A 20,760-nucleotide genomic window follows, 5' to 3' on the forward strand; every position below is an offset into this window, starting at 1 on the left:
AACACCGCCCGAAAGAGGCGAGGAGCTAGCGTGGATTTTACTTTTGTTATCGATGTCGTTTCGCGAATTACCCACGTGTTGACCGCGATTATGTTGCTCGGCGGCAGCATGTTTTCCGTCTGGGTGTTGGCGCCGGCGGCCAGTCGCTTGGAGGAACCGGCTCGCGAGACGTTACTGGCAAGCGTGATTGGACGTTGGAAATGGTACGTCCACTTGGGGATTTTGTTGTTCTTGGTCTCCGGCGGTTACAACTACTGGAGAGCCATCCCGCTGCACCGTGGCGACGGGCTCTATCACCCTTTGTTGGGCGTGAAGATGTTGCTGGCGTTGGGTGTGTTTTTCATCGCCGCCGCTTTGGTGGGGCGTTCGGAGGCGTTGCAGTCGATGCGTGATCGCCGCATCTTTTGGACTCGGACGCTTGTGTTGCTGGCGATCGTGATCGTGACGATCTCAGGGTTTGTGAAAATTCGCGGACCATCGCGAGCCGCTGAGATTAGCCCGCCGGGAGAGAACCTGGATGTCTCGCCGCCGGTGGCTAGGGATTAGTTGCTAGTGGCTAGTTGCTAGAACGGGTTGCGGCGGTGACGGGCATTGCCCATCACCACCGGATGATTTGCATGACTCATTCTTCGCTAACGCCTGCAGCTGCGGGTCAAACGACTAATCACTAACAGCTATCCAGCTATGGACATAGATAGCGGAAGAAATTGCGGATATTTTGCCCTGGGACGTAGGCGACCGGTTGGCCAATGATGCCGCGTCCGAGTTGGACGTTGTAGTTTTCTTGCCCCAGTGAGACCAGCGGTCGGGGAGCCATCGCTCCGCTGGTGACGGCTAGCATCGGCTGTGAATTGGGCATCATCGTGGGTGGGGTGGTCGCGTAGGTGTAGCCGCTGGCTTGCATCACCGGCGGACCGCACTCCCAAAAGGTTGAGGAATATCCCGAAGGGCCAGTCACCAATTGGCTGTTTCCGGAAGTGGCCCACCGCCCTTGCAGTTGAGGCTGGGTAACCGGGCTGCTATCGCTCGCGCTCGGCTGGTTCCGCGTCAACGGTTGAGACGTGTTCGGCACCCCGTAGCCGTTGATCGATGGAGCATCCTGCAAATTGGGAGCCTCGGCGGATTGGCCTCGCATCGTCGATGGGGCATTAGTGCTTCGGTCAAGTTGCGCTTGGCGGTTGGTCGGTGGCGGGGATTTTGGCGGTAAGGCGGGAGCACGCGGGGTGGTGACCGCGGGAGCCGCTTGGCTATCGAGCGTTGGGGGTAAACCGAAACCGTCCGCTTGCATGTAAGCGGTTTGTCGTACGGCGCCCAGATTTTCACGCGATTCGCTCATCTTGCTGCTCGAACCGCGGCGGGGTGGGCGAAAATTGAGTCCGCTCGCCTGCTGGTTGCTGGTTGCTTGAACAGGCGTGGCGATTTGTTGCTGTGCCGCCGGCGATTGTCTCTGGAATGATTGCTGGAATGGTTGCGGAGCGACGGAGTGGGAACCGATCGGCCGGAAACTGGCCGAGGGACTGCGGCCGGCGACCCGCACCCCTGAGGAAGGTGCGTTTTGAGAGTCAGCCTGTGACTGCTGGGGAGCGGCCGCTAACTGGGTTGTGGAAAAAAGTAAGCAGGTACATGCGATCACTGCTGGGGCAAGTGATTTATACCCCGAGTGAGTGTGCTGGCGGCTGAGATTGTGCATCAGGAGATCGCCTCGACTGAAAATATTTTGGATCGATGCTGAGTTTTTTGAATTGCCGGGGAGAGTAGCCAGAAACTTGGCAGGGAATCAAGATGAATCGTTGATCCCCCCGGAGTGCCCGTGTTTAGCGGAGTTTTCAGCATCAGCGGTTGGGTAAACTGGGCGAAAGCTTATGGAGAACTGCCTGAGTCGCGGAACTTTCCCCGCACCGGGCGTATCCAAATCGCTGTAATTGTTCCCACTAGCGCTACCGATTTGTCCGTCAACCGCCTCCCTAAGTCCTGGCGAGAGACTGATTTTCGTTGAACTAACTTGGGTCTGAATTACAATCCACCCCAAGCCCCGAATAGATTTCCTATCCTCGCTGTCTTTTCCATATTGCCTATCATGAAGGTGTTTTCCAACCTCTTCTGGGTGGTCAAGCGGAATCAGTGTCGGTCGCTTAGTCATTTTTGAAACCCTGCAACGTCCGCCAGTATTGGCATAAGAAGAGGCTGGTTGATGACCATCCGTAATACGGGTTCACGACGTATGAATTCCAAGCCCTCGTCCTCACGCTCACGTCACCGATTGCAACAACGCAAGCGGGAGACGGTTCGTCGCGTGTTACTTGAATCGCTCGAGCAACGTCAGTTATTGACGACCGGTCCGATGTTGACCGGGATTCAGCCGAACGAAGGCAATTTGTTATTTGATGTCCGGCAATTGGAGGCCAGCGATGTGGCGACATCGGTGGTGCCCGTCATTGAGGGCGCCACGTTAACGACTGCGCCGCGGGAGTTTGTCTTTCGCTTTGATGACAGTGCGGAGATCGACAGTTCGACACTGGGCGGGATTCGCATCACGCGAGCGGGTGCGGACGGCGTCTTTGAGGCGGCGCGAGCGACGACTGATTTTGGCACCGGCGGGTCGGCGATTGTTGAATTCAGTTCACGGACATCGGGTGCGGCGGGGAACGGCCAGCTGGTTCGTTTCACCAGCTCAAACCGTGCCGGCACGAATTTGCCGATCGTCAGCGTCGTCGATGGGGTGGTGCAATTTGACTTGAACAGCAACCCCGCGCGGCCGACCAGGGTGCAAGATTTATTAATTGCCTTGAGCGGCAACAGCGAAGCCAATGCACGACTCCGCGCCGTGTTGGTGAGTGGACCGAGTTTAACTCCCATTGGTTTGACTGGTGGGAATCGCACGTTGACGTTGCAGGGCGCGAATTCGGCGCAGGCGATCACGGATTTCGGCATTAACAGCGGCACCTTCGTGCGGTTTATTGCTGACACTCCCGGGCCTGAGGGGCGGGGAGTCACCATCGCTGTCACGCCGCGAGACTTTGGTGGACCAGCGAGTCCGGTGGTGACGGTTCAGGGGCAAACGATCGGCGTGCAGATCAATTCCACGGCCGGCTTTGAATCGACTGTCGATCAGTTGCTGACGGCGATCAACACGAACCCCGAGTCATCCGCTCTGGTCACTGGTGTCATCGAGATTGGCTCGGGCAGCACTGTTTTGAGGGGCGTGCCGTCGAACCTTCCCCCGTTGGTTTTGGCGGGTGCGGGAGATGAGGTGCTGACGCCGGGCTACATCGGCTTAGGCGACTCGAATCGTGAAATCGTCTTTAGGTTTAACGAGAACTTGCCGGACGATACTTATCGGATCGATATTCTGGGCAGCGGTCCGCAAGCTTTGCTGAATGTTGATGGCGAGGCCTTCAATGGTGGCGAAGACTTGGCGATCGAGTTTGATTTGAACCTGGGGCCGCAGATTGTGGCCGTGGTTCCGGAGCCGTTACGGCGGAGTGCCACGGGGCAGTTGTCACCGGCGACCGGTTTGATTGAAGTTCACTTCAACGACGACGATCTGTTGGTCACGGCCGCCGAGAATCGCGATTTCTATCAGTTGATTTTCACCGCTAGCAACGGCACGGATGTGGTTGTTAAGCCGCAGAGTGTTCGCTACAGCGCGATCACCAACATTGCCGAGGTGCAATTTAATTCATCGCTGGCACGGTTTGTCGATCACACATCGCCCACCGGCGCCTTCCTGTCGGGACCGTTTCGGATGCGGATTGGCACCACGGCGGGTCTGTCCGCGGTGGCCACGCGGGTTCTCAACGTTCCCGAAGCGGGTGATAACTTCGCTGCGGCATTTGATTTGACTGGCGAACTTGGTTCGGTGCAGACCGATTCCTCGTCGCTGATCATCGACGCCTCGATTACCAACGCCGATCTGTTTCCCTTCCGTTTGCCTGGTGGTCAAGATTCACCTGGGCGGCGTGAGTTGCGGCCGGACGATCCCTCGCGATTGCTCGGTCCCGTCCCCTTGGATTATTTCCGCTTGGATCGCGACGGCGACTTAATGGGGGATGCGGATAGCGACTTGGGTATATCCCAGTTGTACTACAACTTTGCTTCGAGTTACCTTGGCCCTGACGCGGTAACTGGTCAGGATCGCACTTATTTCAACGTGATCACCGAGCAGCAAAAAGAGCGCGTTCGCGAAGTGATGTCGTTGTTCAGCGAATACTTGGGGATCCAATTCGTTGAGAGTGAGAGTCTGGGCACGTCGATTGTTGTCGGCGATTTGTTTAGCGCCGAAGGCAACATCAATGGTCCGGTCGTCAGCGAGCAAGGCGGTCTGGTCGTCGCGATTCGCGGCGATGGTGCGGACGCCGATTTGTTCCCCGACTTGGGCGTTTTGGATTTCCAAGATTTTGATGAGTCGGATGACGATGCGTTCGGTGATCAGTTCTCCCGCGGCGCGATGCTGTTGGTCGGCCAATTGATCGGTTTTGGGTTTGCCGATGATCTGCCGCAACCGGTTTCGCAAAGCACAACTTTTGTGTTGAACCCGGGCAGCGATACCGAGCGAACCTATCCCAGCGTGGTCGATATTCTGCATGGTCAATATCTGTATCGCCCCGAGAGCGCTGATATCGACATGTATCAGTTTGAGCTCGACGCGCCCGGCCGGGTAACCGCGGAGACGTTTGCCGAGCGAGCTGACAATGTCAGTTTGTTGGACACGGCATTGCGGCTGTATCAAGAGATCGATGGAGCGTGGGTCGAGATTGCCCAAAACGACGATTACTCCAGCAACGATTCCTTGATCGATTTGGAGTTGGGAGTCGGTACGTATGCACTGGGTGTTAGCGCCAGTGGAAATACTTCCTACGATCCGGAATTGCCGGGCACTGGTTTCGGTGGCACCAGCGAAGGTGACTACCAGTTGCGTTTGACGGTTCGTCCTTCGATGCCGCAAGGCTTGGTCGATTCGTCGCCCCAAGCGGTCGCGCTCGATGGTGACGGCGATGGGCGTCCCGGAGGCGTGTTTAATTTCTGGTACAATCCAGCTGAGCCACTCAACCCGGGGCTGCGTAATCTGGAGCAGGCGACACCTGGTGGGGCGATCACTTCGGCCACTATTTTCGTTGACAAAGCGGCTGCCAATCCGAACGGCAATGGTTCGCTCTCCGCTCCTTTCCGCGAGATCGATCAAGCCTTGGCGATGGCTTTGCCAGGCGACGTTGTGCGAGTGGTTGCCAACGGTGGTGCCGATGGTCGCATCAGCACGGCCGCAGATAATCTCTCCTATCAAATCGGTGTCGATTCGCTCGGTCGCACGCTGGCAGATGGTGCGCGACTGGAGGTTCCCGAAGGTGTTTCCCTGGTGGTTGATGCGGGAGCGGTGATCAAATTCCGCAACGCGCGTTTGGCCGTGGGTAGTGATTCGCCGACGGTCAACCGCAGCGGCGCTTCGTTGCAGGTGTTGGGCACGCCGGTGATCGTGGAATCCAACGGTCAGTTGGCAATCAACGAGCGGGGCGAACCGATTCCTGGCAACGTCTTCTTCACTTCGTACAACGATGCCAGCGTGGGTGCCGGCAACTCACCGACGAACCTCACGGTCCGTTCGGGTGATTGGGGTGGAATCGATTTCCTCGGTGTCGCGGATGCGTCCGACGAATCGCGTCGGAATCTGGAAGCCGACGGTTATTTCTTGAACCAAATTTACGGAGCCGAGTTGCGGTACGGCGGTGGTCAAGTGTCGGTTGGAGGCAGCTCGCGAGTGGTCTCGCCGATCGACTTTGATTTGACTCGTCCGACAGTCGCCTATTCGCGAATTATCGATAGTTCCTCGGCCGCCATGCGAGGCACGCCCGATTCGTTCCGCGAAACAAGTTTCATGGAGTATGTCGCTCCCGGAGCAATCGGTACGGTCTCCGATTATCAGCGGATTGGTCCCGATATTCACAACAACACGTTGATCAACAACTCGCTCAACGGGTTAGCGATTCGCGTGCAGACGTTGACTGGCGAGGGGCTCAGCGAGCTGACCACGCAAGCTCGTTTTGACGACACCGATATCGTCCACATCCTGACTGAGAACTTGGTCATCGCCGGCACGCCCGGTGGTCCGATTGTGGAAAGCACGGTGCCTCCAGCGGTGCTGATTCGTGGCGATGAAGTGGCCACCGGCACGCTGGCGGCAGGTACTTATGTGTATCGTTTAGCCTACGTCGATGCGGCTGGTAATCGTACACCGGCCAGCGAGCCGACACGCGAACTGCAGTTGACGGCGACCGGTGCGCTGCGACTTAGCCAACTGCCCGCAGTTCCGCAGAATTCACCCTTCGTCTCGCGACAACTATATCGAGCGACGGTCGATGCCGCGGGTAACATTAGCGAGTTCCGTTTGGCTGGTGTCTTGAACGGCAACGCCACCACGTTCGTCGACAACGGCAGCCTGACCGGTCCCGCATTGGTTGATCGTCCGATCCAGTTGCGTTCGCGTATAGATGCCAGTTTGACGATTGATCCCGGGGTCACCATCAAGCTCGACGGGGCCCGCTTGGAGACCAGCTTCGGCGGTGATTTGCGAGCTGAGGGGCGAGAGGGGTTGCCGATCGTGATGACCAGTCTCAACGACCAGCGTTATGGGGCTGCGGGGACTTTTGACACGGATAGCAGCTCTTTGGTCGATGATTTCACGCCCGGCGATTGGGCCGGCATCTATATTGGCTATGCGACCAGCGGGAGCCTGGATCACGTTCGCGTGTCGGGTGCTGGTGGAGTTAGCCGAATTGCTGGTGGTTTCGCCAGCTTCAACGCTTTGGAAGTGCACCAAGGTGATTTGCGAGTGACCAACAGTTTGTTCGAAGCAAACGCGGATGGTCGGGGCACTCCGGGTGGCGAACGCGTCGGCTTGGGCAGCAATAGCGCGGGTACCGTGTTTGTTCGCGGCGCTACCCCCACGATTGTCAACAACGTGTTGGTCGATGGTGACGGGCCAGCGATCACCGTCGATGTCAATTCGATGAATTTTTCCCGCGTCAGCGATGCCGGGCGAAGCACGGGGCAAATCGATGTGTTCGACATTCGCGGCAACGCCGGCCCCTTGGTTCGCGGCAACCGGATGGCCGACAACGGTTTGAACGGGATGCAAGTACGCGGCGGCGAAATTACGACCGAAGTTGTCTTCGACGACTACGACGTCGTGCACATTGTCAACGACACGATCTCGATTCCTAACCAGCACGTCTTTGGTGGCATGCGGTTGGTCAGCAATCCCGAAGCCAGTTTGGTCGTTAAATTTGAGACCACCGGCGATGCTGCAGCGGGTATTGCGGTTGGTGGTTCGTTCGTCAGCTCGGCGGATCAACTAGCCGACATTGACGATCGCATTGGTGGTTCGCTGCAACTCGTCGGCTTTCCCGACTTCCCCGTGATCTTGACCACCTTGGCCGATGATTCGGTGGGTGCCGGATTCACGCCTGAAGGTTTGCCGCAGATTGACACCAACAACGATGGGTTGTTTGGAGCCAGTCAAGGCACGGTCAACGGGTTCACGCAACTACCATTCGGACCTGAAGTCAACAATGGGTTGCGAATTGACAACGACGTCAGCATCAACGTGCCGGGATTTTTCCAAGCGACTCCGGATGAAGGTGGTTCGATCGGTATTTTGGGTGCCGGCAGTGGTGTGACCACCGACGGTCTCAACGGATTGCAGATTGATCAAGATTACATTTTTGAATTCTTGAACATGATCGACGTTGGTGCCGATGGTGATGGAATTGATTTGGCGACTACTACTATCACGCAACCGCCAACTTTGGTCTCAGATGACCGAGTTCGCAGCGGGGGTACGTTCACCGGTCAGAATGGTCTTATCAATTGGACGGTAGACACCTATTTCGAAGATGGTGTGCCGGTGCTGTTCAATTCCTTGACGCTGCAAAGTAGCTCCAACTTGGGCACCCTGCGGGTGGTCAATTACTTGGACGAAGATGTTCAGGCTGTCTCGGATGATATTCTCTACACGACTGGTACACCGGGCGAAGCCGATTTCCGCGCCTTTACGATTGACGGCCCCAGCCGGATTGGTTTCTCGCAGGGTGGTTTTTATACGGAGGATGGCCAGAATCTGCAAAATGCTCAGTACATTGGCTGGGCGGCCGATCTCTATCGTGATCTGCTGGGCGATATCGAAACGGGCGGTGTTCAGTATACGATTCCCGGTAACATTAACTTGGCCAATTTGCCAGCCGGAAATGACTCGCAATTGGGGCAAGTCTTTGGCCCTGGTGACGTGACCACGGCCTTTGCGTGGGACGTGAATCCTGACGCCTTCTCGGCAACGATTACGTCCTTCCTGGAACTGGTTCCGCGCGACCCTTCGGCTCCGCAAGCCAACGTACAGTCGGGATTGTGGAAAGGGGTGACAGTTCGCGAAGCGGCCAGTGATCGCAATGTGGTCAGCACACCGGAGAACGAAACCACCACTCGCATTGCTCCGGGGGCCAATGGTGTTCCCGGGACGGCTCAATTCTTAGGTGAATTGGCGGCCGCCTCGCGGGGTGGTGATGAGAATCAGCGGTTGGGCTTTGTCATTGACGGAGAAATCGCCACTCGCGATGACCTAGATGTTTACAGTTTTGTAGGTCGAGCCGGCTCGCAGGTTTGGTTTGATATCGATCGCACCGAGATGTCGTTTGACTCGGTGGTGGAACTGATCGATGTCAACGGCAACGTGTTGGCCTCTTCGGATAATTCGGCTGCCGAGGCGCTCGATCCGACGTTGCTATTTTCAGCGGACAACATTGACCCCGAAGCGGTCAAGCCAATGAATGGCACGCCACTGCCAGCGAACACGCTCACGGCCGCCCAGGATCTGTACAGCAGCAATCCTCGCGACGCTGGCATGCGAATGGTTTTGCCTGGTGAGAATGGCACGCGCAATCTCTACCATGTCCGGGTTCGCAGTGCGAATGATGTGAACGGCGACATCACGCCAGTGGGTGCGGATGTTGACAAAGTTATGGAAGGCAAAAGCAAGGGCGGTTATCGTTTGCAAGTTCGTCTGCGTGAGGCGGATGAATTTCCTGGCACCCAGGTTCGCTTCAGCGACGTTCGTTACGCGCAGACCAACTTGGAAATCATCGGCCAGCCCTCCCGCTCGCCGTTGCTTGGTGAAGCCCAAGAGACAGCTGGACCGAATGATCTGCGGGCGGATGCGCAACCGATTACCCCGTTTGCATTGGGCGCCACATCATCGGCCGCCAATATTTTGGAAAGCGATCGTTTGAGCCTGACCGCTGGCGGTGCCATTGATAGCGCGACTGACGTCGACTGGTACCAGTTCAGCATCGATTACACAGGCTTGGCCAGCGACGACGCACAGCGCTTCCTGTCGACCGTATTCGATCTCGATTACGCGGATGGATTCGCCCGTGCGGACATGTCGCTGTATGTGTTTGACATTGATGGCCGGTTGGTGCTCAGCGGGCTCGACAGCAACGTCGCCGAAGATCAACCGCGAGCCGGTCAAGGGGCGGATGAGGATCAGCTTTCCCAAGGGTCGGCCGGGACCAGCGATCCCTACATCGGGATGGTGGAGTTGCCCGAGGGGACTTACTTCGTGGCGGTCACCAACCACACCCAAGTGCCTTCGGTCTTGAATCAATTATATGCGACGCCCGGCAGCGGCGGTGTCGTTGATGATCCGTTTTTGCGATTGGAGCCAATTACTTCGGTTCGCCGAGTTGTTGAGGATCGCATTAATGCCAGCGGGATTGACGATGGGGATGGTCCGTTGATCTTCTCGCGTGAATCGATCATCCCACTGACCCTCGATGATTTGGTCGTCTACACGATGAGTCAGGCGGGGCCGGTGGATTCTCCCGAGGCATCGTCATTGCGCATTAGCAATCCCTTTAGCGGCCAGAGCTACGGCGAAATCGGCGTCATCACGCCAGAGTTGCGTGACTTTGCCGTCATGCCGACGGGCGAGCTGTTTGGTTACAGTATTGGCACCACGGATGATACCTGGTTGTATTATCAGATCAGCTCCGAGGATGGATCGCTAATTGAAATCGGCCCAACTAATGTGGTGACATCGCACGAAGGGACTGGCGGTCCGATCAGTGACGTGGGACTGGAGGTCGAGGCGCTCACCTTTGTGAATAACGAAATTGGGTACTTGATTGCCAATCGTCTCCATCCAGACCCGGCTCCTGGAAACGGTCCTGAATACACGCAAAACCTGGTCTATCAGTTCGACGCGCAGACCGGTCAATTGATCAGTGGTTTGGGTGGCGATCGTGGCGCGGATGAACAGTTTGACGGAGCGGCAACAAATATCCGCGAACGCGGTTGGATTGACACCACGCGATCCACCGGTGGAACGAATCCGATCAATTTGAGTGCCGCCACGCGAGTGGAACTGGACGGTACGGGAACGCGTCTGTTGGCCGATGGGATGGGATTCACGTTCCGCGATGCCACCAATACGGCCTACCGCTTTGAGTACAACAGCGGACCCGATTTCCAAATGCGTTATGATCCAGCGGCGGGCATTTTTGTCCGCGATGGGGATCAATTTACGCTCAATTCGGTGACCTACGAATTCAACACCGGCGGGTCGGTCGTGCTGGCCGCTGGCGACACGATCGTGGGCAACCCGACACTGGCTTTGACCTCAGCGACCAGTGGCGAAACGCTAACTTTCGAATTGACCACCACGGGGACAGCCGCCGGGGCTAACATTCCTGTCTTGTTCAACGACACGATGACGGCTGGTGAAATCGCTGAGGCGATGACCGCGGCGATCAACGCCTCGGGCCTGGGTGTTACGGCAGATGCCTTGGGTGACACGGGCGAGTTGGGATTGGTCGGCGAATCGACCGTCACACCACCGCAAGTCACCGGCACGGGCATTACGCTGTTGGGCGATGCCAATTTGAATAATGCGACCGCGGTGGAAATCGCGCTGGAAGAGGGGGTCAATTTCCAACTCTTCGTCGATGGCTTGCGAGCCTCGGTGGAATCGCCAGTCAGCATTGGCGTGGCGGGTGATCGAGTGAACTTCTTGGGTGCCTTGGGGACCACGGAAGTTTCGGAATTGATTGCACGCGGTGTGGTCATCCCCAACGTGGGAAGTCCCAATGGCAGCTATGGGAACGCGACCGTTACGGCTGGTTCGACCGGCATCGGTTTCTTGGCTTCGGATTCGGCGAACACGATTGTCCGCCGCACCGTGGCCGCGATTAACGCGGCGGGGATCAGTGGCGTGACAGCCACTGCCAATGGTCGCTCGATCACGATTTCGAACGTGACGTTGACCGCCGCTGGTGTTCAAGAAACTGCGGACAGTCCAATTCGCTTGCAGGGCGTAGCGCCCGGCGGGTTGGTCACCGGCAATGTCTTCTTCAACGGCAGAATGTACGCTGTCTCCAACCAGGGCGGGTTGTACACGGTTGATAACTTGGCCAACACCTCAGTCCGCGGCCGCATCGGTACCTACGTCAGCACGGCGACCGATCTGGTGGGTATTAACTTTACCGGGCTCAGTCGCGGTCCAAGTTTGGACTACGTCGATTCCTGGAGCCAGCCAGGTGCTGCTGTGGTCCGTTCGATGGACCAACTGTTGTTCGGCATCGATATCACGGGTCGCGTGCATGCCTTCAATCAGGCTGGCGTGCTGCAACCGGTCTTTGCTGGCGGCGCGACTAGCGTCCAACACGGGGCGTTTGGTTCCCGCGGGTTGGAAATGTCGACGCTCGACTACAATCTTTGGAATATTGCCAACCTCGCGAAGGATATCGACGGCCAGGGGCCGTTGCGAGAACCCGGAACCTCTGGCGGCCAAGGGCATGGTGGCGGAAGCGCGTTGTACTTTGGTTACAACCAATTGGACGAACGTGACCAGGGTCCTGAGTTCAACTATGTACCCAACTCGGCCACAGGTAACAGTTACAACCTTGCCAATCGTCCCAACGGTGTGGCTCGCGTCGACGGACAACCGGTCGACGGCACCTATAATTTCCCCGGCGGTGCGGTTGGCGCGATCGAGAGTGGCACATTCTCGCTGAATGGTTATGCGGCTGAAGACCAACCCTATTTGTACTTCAATTACTTGTTGGACACTGATGGTGTCGATTTTGCCGGCGGTGATCGTGATGCGTTGAGCATCTACGTGGTGCAGCCCGATGGGCAGGCCGTGTTGGTCTCCACGAACAACTTGGCCACCGATATTGGTGCCGCCGACGATGCGCTTGATCCGGTTGACGGAGCGACTGTGATGCCGTTGTTCGACAATGTCGACTGGCGTCAGGCTCGCGTTCCCTTGGCGGCTTTCGCCGGGATGAGCGACTTGCGATTGCGGATCGAATTTGCCACCGGCGGTCAAATGTCCAACGGCGGCTTGCGATTGCGAACGGTTAGCGGTGAGCAACTGCAGGATGCTCAAATCGTGAGCCTCGGTGGTCGCGACTTTGAACTGGATATGTCCCCATCGCTGATCGCACCGACTGGTTTGCGAGTGGCAGAGTTCTATGCTGCTGCCGACGGTGGCGTCGCCGGTAGCGCCCCCGATACTCGGCTCGAGCTGGTGATTGATGGCACGAGGTTCATCCTTAACGACGGTCTGCGGAATGTGGCGGCCGGTGAAGTCGAGATTTTGCTCGCCGATGTCAGCAACCTCAGTTCGCTGGAGATTGCCGATCTGATCTCAGCCGCGATTTTGGCGAACCGCCCTGCTCCGACGACGGTTGCCAACAACTTTAATTTCTCGGTGGAGCCTAACGAAGCGATTGCCACGGCACGGGTACTGCCGCGTGCGGCGGGTGATACAGTATTGACTGGGAATGGCCGCTTGGGGACCGCTGCCGGGGCCGATCTGAACGACGTCGATATGTCGCGGATCGACCTGCGGGCAGGCGAAACACTGTCGGTCGATGTGACCCGCACCAGTCCGAACGTGGGCTTCAATTTGCGACTTCGGTTGTTCGATAGCGACGGCCGCGAGTTGGATGTTGATTCCGACGCGGATGTCGCCAGCGTGACGTATCTGGCAACGGAGGACCAGTCGGTCTACATCGGCGTCAACAGCGGGGCTACCTACGATCCGATGATCAGCGGTAGTGCCGGGCTCGGCTTTGGTGCCACTTACGATATGACTGTTTCCACGTTGGCCGAATTTGACGTCGTCCAGCGGGGGCGGCGATTGCAAGTGGTGGGTGCCGCACAGATGGCCTCCAACGACTCGGTTGTCTTGCCAACCGCAGGAGAACTCGGTGTCAGCGGTAACAATGCTCGTGTGCCAGTCCGCATCGACATGACGGCAGCCGAAGTGGCAGCCAGCTTGGGGCGTGTGATGACAAACACGCTGGGTAACGGCAATGCGAACTTGTTCCCCGTGCAGGGCGACTTGATCAAACTCGGTGATTTGAACGTTGCCGATGAGGGGCCCTTCTCCCGCATGGGACAACTCACCGGCGAGCAATTTGGCAGCTCGGGACCAGCACGTGCTCGTGGGAATGCCAACGAGGGTGTTTATCTCGATGACTTTGTCATTGGCTTTGCCGAACGTGGAGAGGTGGTCTTTGGCGCTTCGGTGAATGACACCTTCACGGATACTTTGGCCAACAACATTAGCGATCCGCCGATTCCAGCCGCCGGTTTGGTAACGGGAAGCTACCAGTTGGAAATTCGTGACGGCAGCGAGTACATCAATACGCAAACTGGAGCCGCCTTCCGCGAGTTTGATACCAACATTCGTTTGATTGAGGGAGCGACGCAAATTACGGCTCCCACGATTGCTGAGATCGTCGACGGCGATACGTTCAGCATCAATGATGGTATTCGTGAATTGACTTTCGAGTTCGATGACATCAATTTCGCGAACGGCGTGACTCCTGGGCACGTGCAAATTCAGTACGACGCTGAGTTGAGTGTGGCTAACTCCGAGCGAGTTGTCGCGGCGGCAATCGTGGATGCAATTAATTCACCCGCCGTGCAACGATTGCTCGAAGTCTCCGCTTTGTTGAGCAGTGGTAACGACGGAGGCGCCGTCTCCGGCACCATCAACCTGTTTGGCACCGCCGTCATCGACAACGCCGCCGGCTTGTTGCAAGTCGTCACTACGGCTGGTCGAGGCGATGCGAACCGCGAGCGAGATGACCAGGGAGTGATCTTGGTCGAGAGCAGTCGCTTCTCCTTCGCGTCCGAGTATGGCATTGATATCAACCACGGCGCAACGACGACCTTCGGTGGGGAAGTCTTTGATAATCTGGTTAGCTATCCACGTAACTTGGTCGAACTCAATTCCGAAGGCTTGTTGCCCGGTGTGGTCATTCAGAGCAACACGATTGCTTTCAGTGGTCAAGGTGGCATTCGGATTACCGGTTTGGGAGATTCAGGCTCGGCGAATGATTCGGTGCCCTTCGATCGAATTATCAACAACACGATTGTGGGAGGTTCGATCTCCGAGGGAGACACGACTCCGGCGGAATCATTCCAAGGATTGTTCTTCCCGGCGGGAGCGATTTCCTTCGCTGATGAGGTGGTTGCTTACAATCCCTTGGCAGGCGGCGGTCCCGCTCCTGATGCTCAGTTCCAGGATGCGTTGACTGCACTCGGGGCACCTGATTCGCTCAGTGCCGGTCCGGAACCGCTCGATGGCTTGTCCACGGTGTCGCTCGGTTACGGTGGTAGTTTGACTGTCCAGTTCACCAACAATTTGTTGACCGGTGATGGCACGCAAGCTCCCGACTTGGTGATTTTCGAAGTTGGCGAGATTGAATCGGTACGTGTGGAAGTCAGCCGTGACGGAGTCAACTACACGTCGGTTGGCACGGTCGGTGGACTCTCCAACCGCATCGATATTGATGCCTTTGGCTTCACGCCCCAAGACCGGCTCTCCTTCGTGCGATTGACCGATGTGCGGCAAGGAAGTGCCACGTCGTTGACCACGGGTGCCGACATTGACGCGGTGGGAGCATTGTCGACCGTACCGGCCGACGTGTTCGTGTCAGGTGGCACGGGGATCACGATTGCCGCGGCCGGGCCGACGATCCTCAACAACGTGATCGCCAACACCGACGTGGGAATCGAGGTGGATGGAAACAGCTCGTTGGCTGTCAGTTCGGCCAATGCCTTCTATCGCAACAGCCAAAACACCACCGGGCCGTTACCGCTCGGATTGTACAGCGTGCAATTGCCCGACGCTGTGAACCTCTTTGTTTCACCGAGCGAATTGGTGTTCGACCCAGCCGCCGGTTCGCCGCTGGTGGACAGCTCGCTCGACTCACTGCCCGATCGCCCTGGCTTGGCGACCGTGCGAGGTGCAGTCGGGCTTGAACAGTCGCCGATCTTGGCTCCTCGTTTGGATGTCAATGGTCAACTAAGAGTTGATGATCCCGGAGTCGATGCTCCCGGCGGTTTGGGTGACAACGTCTTTAAGGACCGTGGTTCGGCTGACCGCGCCGATCAGGCTGGGCCGGTGGCTCGACTGGTTACACCCGCAGACAATGACGCGGCAGGCCTGGATGTCAATCCGGCTCAGCATGAAGTCTCGTTTGTTGGTGGAGCGGCGAACTTCTTCGAGATTCAGATCATCGACGGGGTCGCTCCCAACGATCCGGCTCCCGGAACGGGCGTTGCCGATGGTTCGGTGACGGGCGAATCGGTGCTCGTGTTGCGAGATAACGTGCCGTTGGTTGAGGGTGTTGATTATCGCTTTGGTTATCAGCCTAGCACCAACACCATTCGCCTAACTCCGCTGGCGGGCGTCTGGCAAGATGACGCTGTTTACACGATCCGTTTGCTCGATGCCGACGACAGTCTGTTGATCGCTTCGGCGGGGAATCTGTATAGCGATGGCGATGCGATCAACATCGTCGACGTGCTCGGTGGGTTGACCACGCTGGAAGTGGAGACGGGCATCAGCCTGTTTGTCCCGCTGTTGCTCGACGGTTCGCCCGCCATCAATGAAGGTGAGACATTCTCAATCTTCGACGGCGTGCGTGAGGTTACTTTCGAGGTCGATTCCAACCAATTATTTGCAGCCGGTCGGACCCCAATCCGCTTGCGAAGCAACATGCAATTGCAAGAGGTAACGGCGGCTTACGTGGCAGCTATCAATGGATCCCAGTTGGGGCTGATGGCCACGGCCAGCGATGGAGATCGCATCCAGCTGACCGGTACGAACGTGCTCAGTTTCGTCGACCCACGAGCTTCCCAGTTGGTTGTTCGCGGAGCGATTGGCGTGGCCACTGGTTATGGATTACAAGTACCCAGCCTGAATGGTCAGCCCAACGGGGTGGTCGATGGACAGACCTTTGCCATCCGCCGCGGAGCTTTCCAAATTGAACGCTTCGAGATCAACACTGCCGGAGCCTTGATCAATCCAGGGCACATCGCAGTCGACATTGGTGCTAACGCCACGTTGGATAGCATCGCCGACGCGTTGGTGCGAGCGATCGGTGGGGCTGGCTTAGGCTTGGTTCCGACCAACGAAGGCTTTGGACGGGTCGCGCTCAACAGCAATGCCAGTTACTCCATCGAGTTAACTGACACCGTGCTGGAGACGTTGGGCGTTCCCGGTCAACAAGCTTCCGTCGCTGTACCGATTTCGATTGCTCCGGGTAACTCGGCGATCGACGTCGCGGCCACCTTGGCCGCCGCCGTGCAAGCCAACGTTCCCGGTCCCGTAACGACCTCTTTGGTCGGCCCGCGGGTGATCCTCAACGGTGTCGTCGGTGTTGCCGGCAGCGGTTCACTCTCGCTGGCCACGATCCGTGACCGAGTTGGTAACTTGCTTCAAAGTAATCGCGTCGATGGGACGACTCAGTTTACCATCTTCCTCGGTGCTGGCTTTGATTACGGCGATGCCCCCGAGCCTAAATACCAGTCGTTGCTGGCTTCCGGTGGCCCCCGCCACTCGATCGTTGAAGGGCTCAGCCTTGGAGCGACCGTTACACCTGACGCCGATGCGGCTCCCGATGATAGTGATCAAGATGATGGCGTGGTGTTGCTCAATCAAGTCTTCACCGGCTTCGAAGCTCTCTTCGAAATCGATGTGCGGGCCGATGGTGGCAATGCCGTGCTCGATTACTGGGTCGACTGGAATGGCGACGGGCTGTTCGGTACCGCTGATGAACGGGGTGGCCGCTTAGTGCTCGGCAACGGGCTGAGTGTTGGCAAGAACCAAGTTCGCATCGACGCGCCGGTCTTCGGCTCGGCCGAGTCGGGGCCAGCAAGTTACGCGGTGACCGGTGAGACGTTCGCTCGCTTCCGTCTCTCCAGCCAAGGCGTCGATTCGCCATACGGGGATGCGGAAGATGGTGAAGTGGAAGATTTCCGCTTGATCGTCAGCATGAACCCCTTCCAAAATCCGGCTGGCCGCTTCGACGTCAGCGGCGATGGTGAAGTATCGCCAATTGACGTGCTGCAAGTCATCAACGCCTTGAACCGCGTGCCAGGAAATGTGATCCAACTCGATCCGGCCAATCCGACGACCCAGCCTCCCTACTTGGATGTCAATGGCGATGGTCGAGTGAACCCGATGGACGCCCTGCAATTGCTCAACTACATCGAGCGAAATGTGTTGCCTGGCGGGCAAGGTGGCGAGGGTGAAGGCAGCACGTATTTGCCAGCGGCAAACGGAGTCTTAGCGTCGCTGGGAACAACCTTCAGCAGCGTTGACTGGTCCAGCGTTGGACTGGTTGCCGAAGGCGAAGGGGTTGGTAAACAGGTGGCCGCCGAGCAGCCAATTTCGACGATCGGCCCACAAGGCCAACGCTCGACTAACAGCAACAGCGTGTTTGATTTGCCCGCCACCGTGGCGCTCGATGAAATCCTTGACACCTTGGCCGTCGCCAATCGCGACGACGCGGGAGAGCAGGATGATGCCGAGATGGAGGCTAATCCCTTCGGACCACTCGATAGCTTCTTCGGCCAACTGGGGAACTAGGTAACGCTGGGGAACTAGGTGGATTTGGGGGTTAGGTAAAGTGCAGACGAGCTGACGCGTTCGCGCAATCGGTAAAGCTGTAGCGATGGTAACGACTGAAACGACCGCCGCCTCATTAGTGGGGGCGAGCGGTCGTTTTTGTTATTTTTTTCCATGCGGTGGAATCTTCTCGGCGTGCGACAATCTAAAGAGGTGACTCGCTTCTTTTCTTAGTCCCCGGACAATTTCATGCGAAACGACTCATCTCAATCAAGCCGTCGGCGACGGTTGCGAATGGAGATGCTGGAGGGACGCCAGCTGCTTTCGGCCATCCCGCTGGGGGCGATGCCGATGGATACGGCCGAGTTCATGTTGGGAACCGTTGCGGTCACCCCGGTGCTGTTGGAAAGCAACGGACTGGTGGATAGCAACACGGAAAACTGGACTGCCGAGGAGATTGATCAAGTCTTGGCCAACGTGGCCGAGGGCATGCAGTGGTGGGTCGACACGTTGGCAACGTTCGATACCAACCACGCGTTGGAGTTCATCATTGATGACAGCTTCGCGACGACCCCGGTGGAGACGCCGTTCGAGCCGATATCGCGGCGCAGCGATTCGTATGTCCAGTATGTGGGTCGGTTTTTGACCGATCAAGGTTATGATGGTGATAGCGTCACGCTGGAAGAGGCGATGCGGTCATTCAATCATTCCCAGCGGGAGAAATTGGATACCAACTGGTCATTCACCATTTTTGTCGTTGATTCGTCCGCAGACCAAGATGGCATGTTCGACTCGGCGGGCACCTTCCGACAAGCTTTCGCATTTGCCGGAGGGCTCTTCATGGTGGTTCCCTCAGGTCGTCCCGCTTCGACCTACGCGCATGAAACGGGGCATATGTTCTGGGCGCGTGACGAGTATCCAGGCAGTGGCAGCTACAACGATCAGCGGGGCTACTACAACACGCAAAACACCAATGCCATCGATGATTCGCCACCTGGTTTTGTCCAGCAGCCGAGCATCATGGCCTCGGGAACTTTGTTGCAGCAAGCTTACGCGAACAACGTAAGCGCGGCTTCCTCGTTGGCGCAAGTCGGTTGGCAAGACACGGACGGCGATGGGGTCTTTGATGTCCTCGATGTGCCACTCGATCTCGATGTGGCGGCACTCTACTTGGAGGACACCCAAACGTTGCGCGTCTTCGGTACCGCCACGGCAGTGCCGATGCTGAACGCAAACTCGTCGGGGTTGCAAAACGACATCACGCTCAATCGTGTCAGCCGCTTGGAATATCGCGCTGACGACGGTCCCTGGATGACGATTGCCAGCCCCGATGCGCAAACGGTGAATCTTGATGTCACCGCTCAAGTGCCCGCTTTCTTCGGCAGTTTGGAGCTGCGCGCCGTGGATGCGGCTACCGGCATCGTTAGCAATTCGGTGATGGTTGATCGACAGCGGCCAACGGCCGGTGGTGGAGGCAGCGTCGATGCCTTCGCTTTTGTCGATGATAACGAAAATGGGGAGTGGGATCAAAACGAATTTTTGCTGCCCGGTTTAGTGGCCACGATCTCCAATCCCGCGGGGATCTTTTTCGGCCGCTTAGAACCCGATGACACCCCCGGCACAATCTACGACCCCGCGCAGAGCGGTCTTCGCATCGAAGCGGTTGGTAACCAAGTCAACGGGCAAGTGGCTTCTTTTGCCGGCGATGCCGCGACCGGTACCAATAACTTCCAGTTCAACACCTTGTTCAGTTCTTTCGGGCAAGACTGGACCGCCATCAAGCAACAACTGAAAATCACTTTTGATCAGCCGACGACCGACGTGTCCTTGCAAGCAATTGGTCTCGATGAACAAAGCTACGGTCGGCTGGAAGCCTTTGACCAACAGGGGAACCTGATCGCTCGCTATACTTCGGGGCCGATTAGCGAAGGCCAAGTTGAGCAACTTAGCGTGCACGACCCTGCCGGGCAAATTGCGTCGATCCTGGCCTACGGCACCAACGGTTCGTCGGTCGCTCTCGATGACCTTCGTTTCGGTCCCCCGATCACGGCCACCTCCGCCACGTTCGGTACCTTCGAGTTTACCGGATTGCCCGCCGGCACCTACCAACTCCAGCTCGATACAAACTCATCGCAGTACGAAGTCATCGAACCAACTCGCACGATCGAAGTCTCCGCCGCCGCGACCACGCCGCTGGTTGTTGCCACCAGACGGTTGACCAGTCCTTGGACCAACCCCGACGATCCGTTCGACGTCAACGACAATGGTGTGGTCCAGCCGATCGACGCGCTCATCATTATCAACGAATTGAATCGTGGCGGTGCTCGTGAGCTCGATGATTCTGTCTCCCCACCACCCTATTTGGACGTGACCGGCGATCGTCGCGTAACCCCGCTTGATGCCTTGCGAGTGATCAACTTTCTCAACCGCACGCCCGCCCCCGGTGGCGGCGGAGGGACAGTTGGGGGTGGTGGCGCCGTGGGTGGCGAAGGCGAGTTCGGCGGCCCGCATGACCCTGGGCCAGCCGGTTTTGGGCCAGCCGGTTTTGGCTTGCAACCTGGCGATGGCGGGTTTGCCGCCGGCGACGGCCTAGCTGGTGAGGGTGAGGCGCTGGACGATTGGCAGAACACGCAGGGCCGGCCGCAGAACGCTATCCAAGTCCAGCACCCGACCCCCGGGGGTGGTCCGCAATTTGGACCGCTGGCTGAGTCGACGGAGCGGGCCCGCGCGGAAGCGGTTGACAGTCTGTTGGCCCAATCGGTGGAGTTTAGTTTGGTGCTCGACGAAGTGGTCCTAAATGGTCCTCCACTGAACGGATAGTTACGTTGGTAATCGATACTTTC

At 57.6% G+C, this 20,760-nt stretch carries 4 protein-coding genes; 3 read left to right on the forward strand and 1 reads right to left on the reverse strand.

What is annotated here, in order from left to right; translation table 11 throughout:
• The first annotated feature begins 30 nt into the window (after positions 1-30).
• Positions 31-546 carry a hypothetical protein gene (locus SH139x_RS07150; protein WP_488354586.1) on the forward strand — a complete coding sequence of 172 codons (516 nt, stop codon included), beginning with the start codon at positions 31-33 and terminating at the stop codon, positions 544-546.
• 136 nt (positions 547-682) lie between these two features.
• Here SH139x_RS07150 and SH139x_RS07155 read toward each other — a convergent pair whose 3' ends face one another.
• Entirely contained in the window at positions 683-1,690 is a 1,008-nt protein-coding gene (locus SH139x_RS07155) for a hypothetical protein (protein WP_488354587.1), read from the reverse strand.
• Positions 1,691-2,221: 531 nt separating this feature from the next.
• Between SH139x_RS07155 and SH139x_RS07160 the strand changes: the two genes are divergently transcribed.
• Together SH139x_RS07160 and SH139x_RS07165 are read left to right on the forward strand one after the other, a co-directional pair.
• Entirely contained in the window at positions 2,222-17,938 is a 15,717-nt protein-coding gene (locus tag SH139x_RS07160; RefSeq protein ID WP_488354588.1) for a dockerin type I domain-containing protein, read from the forward strand.
• A 228-nt stretch (positions 17,939-18,166) separates the two neighbouring features.
• Positions 18,167-20,737: a dockerin type I domain-containing protein gene (locus tag SH139x_RS07165; RefSeq protein ID WP_488354589.1), complete on the forward strand. Its 2,571-nt coding sequence runs from the start codon at positions 18,167-18,169 to the stop codon at positions 20,735-20,737.
• The last annotated feature ends 23 nt before the right edge of the window (positions 20,738-20,760 follow it).

It is taken from the genome of Kothea flammea (assembly GCF_052161645.1).
Taxonomy (GTDB): domain Bacteria; phylum Planctomycetota; class Planctomycetia; order Pirellulales; family Pirellulaceae; genus Laterigemmans.

What these genes read in the sequence shown, in the direction of transcription:
- SH139x_RS07165 (WP_488354589.1), top strand. Translation starts at nt 18,167, where the DNA reads ATGCGAAACGACTCATCTCAATCAAGCCGTCGGCGACGGTTGCGAATG.
- SH139x_RS07155 (WP_488354587.1), bottom strand. Translation starts at nt 1,690, where the DNA reads ATGCACAATCTCAGCCGCCAGCACACTCACTCGGGGTATAAATCACTT.
- SH139x_RS07160 (WP_488354588.1), top strand. Translation starts at nt 2,222, where the DNA reads ATGAATTCCAAGCCCTCGTCCTCACGCTCACGTCACCGATTGCAACAA.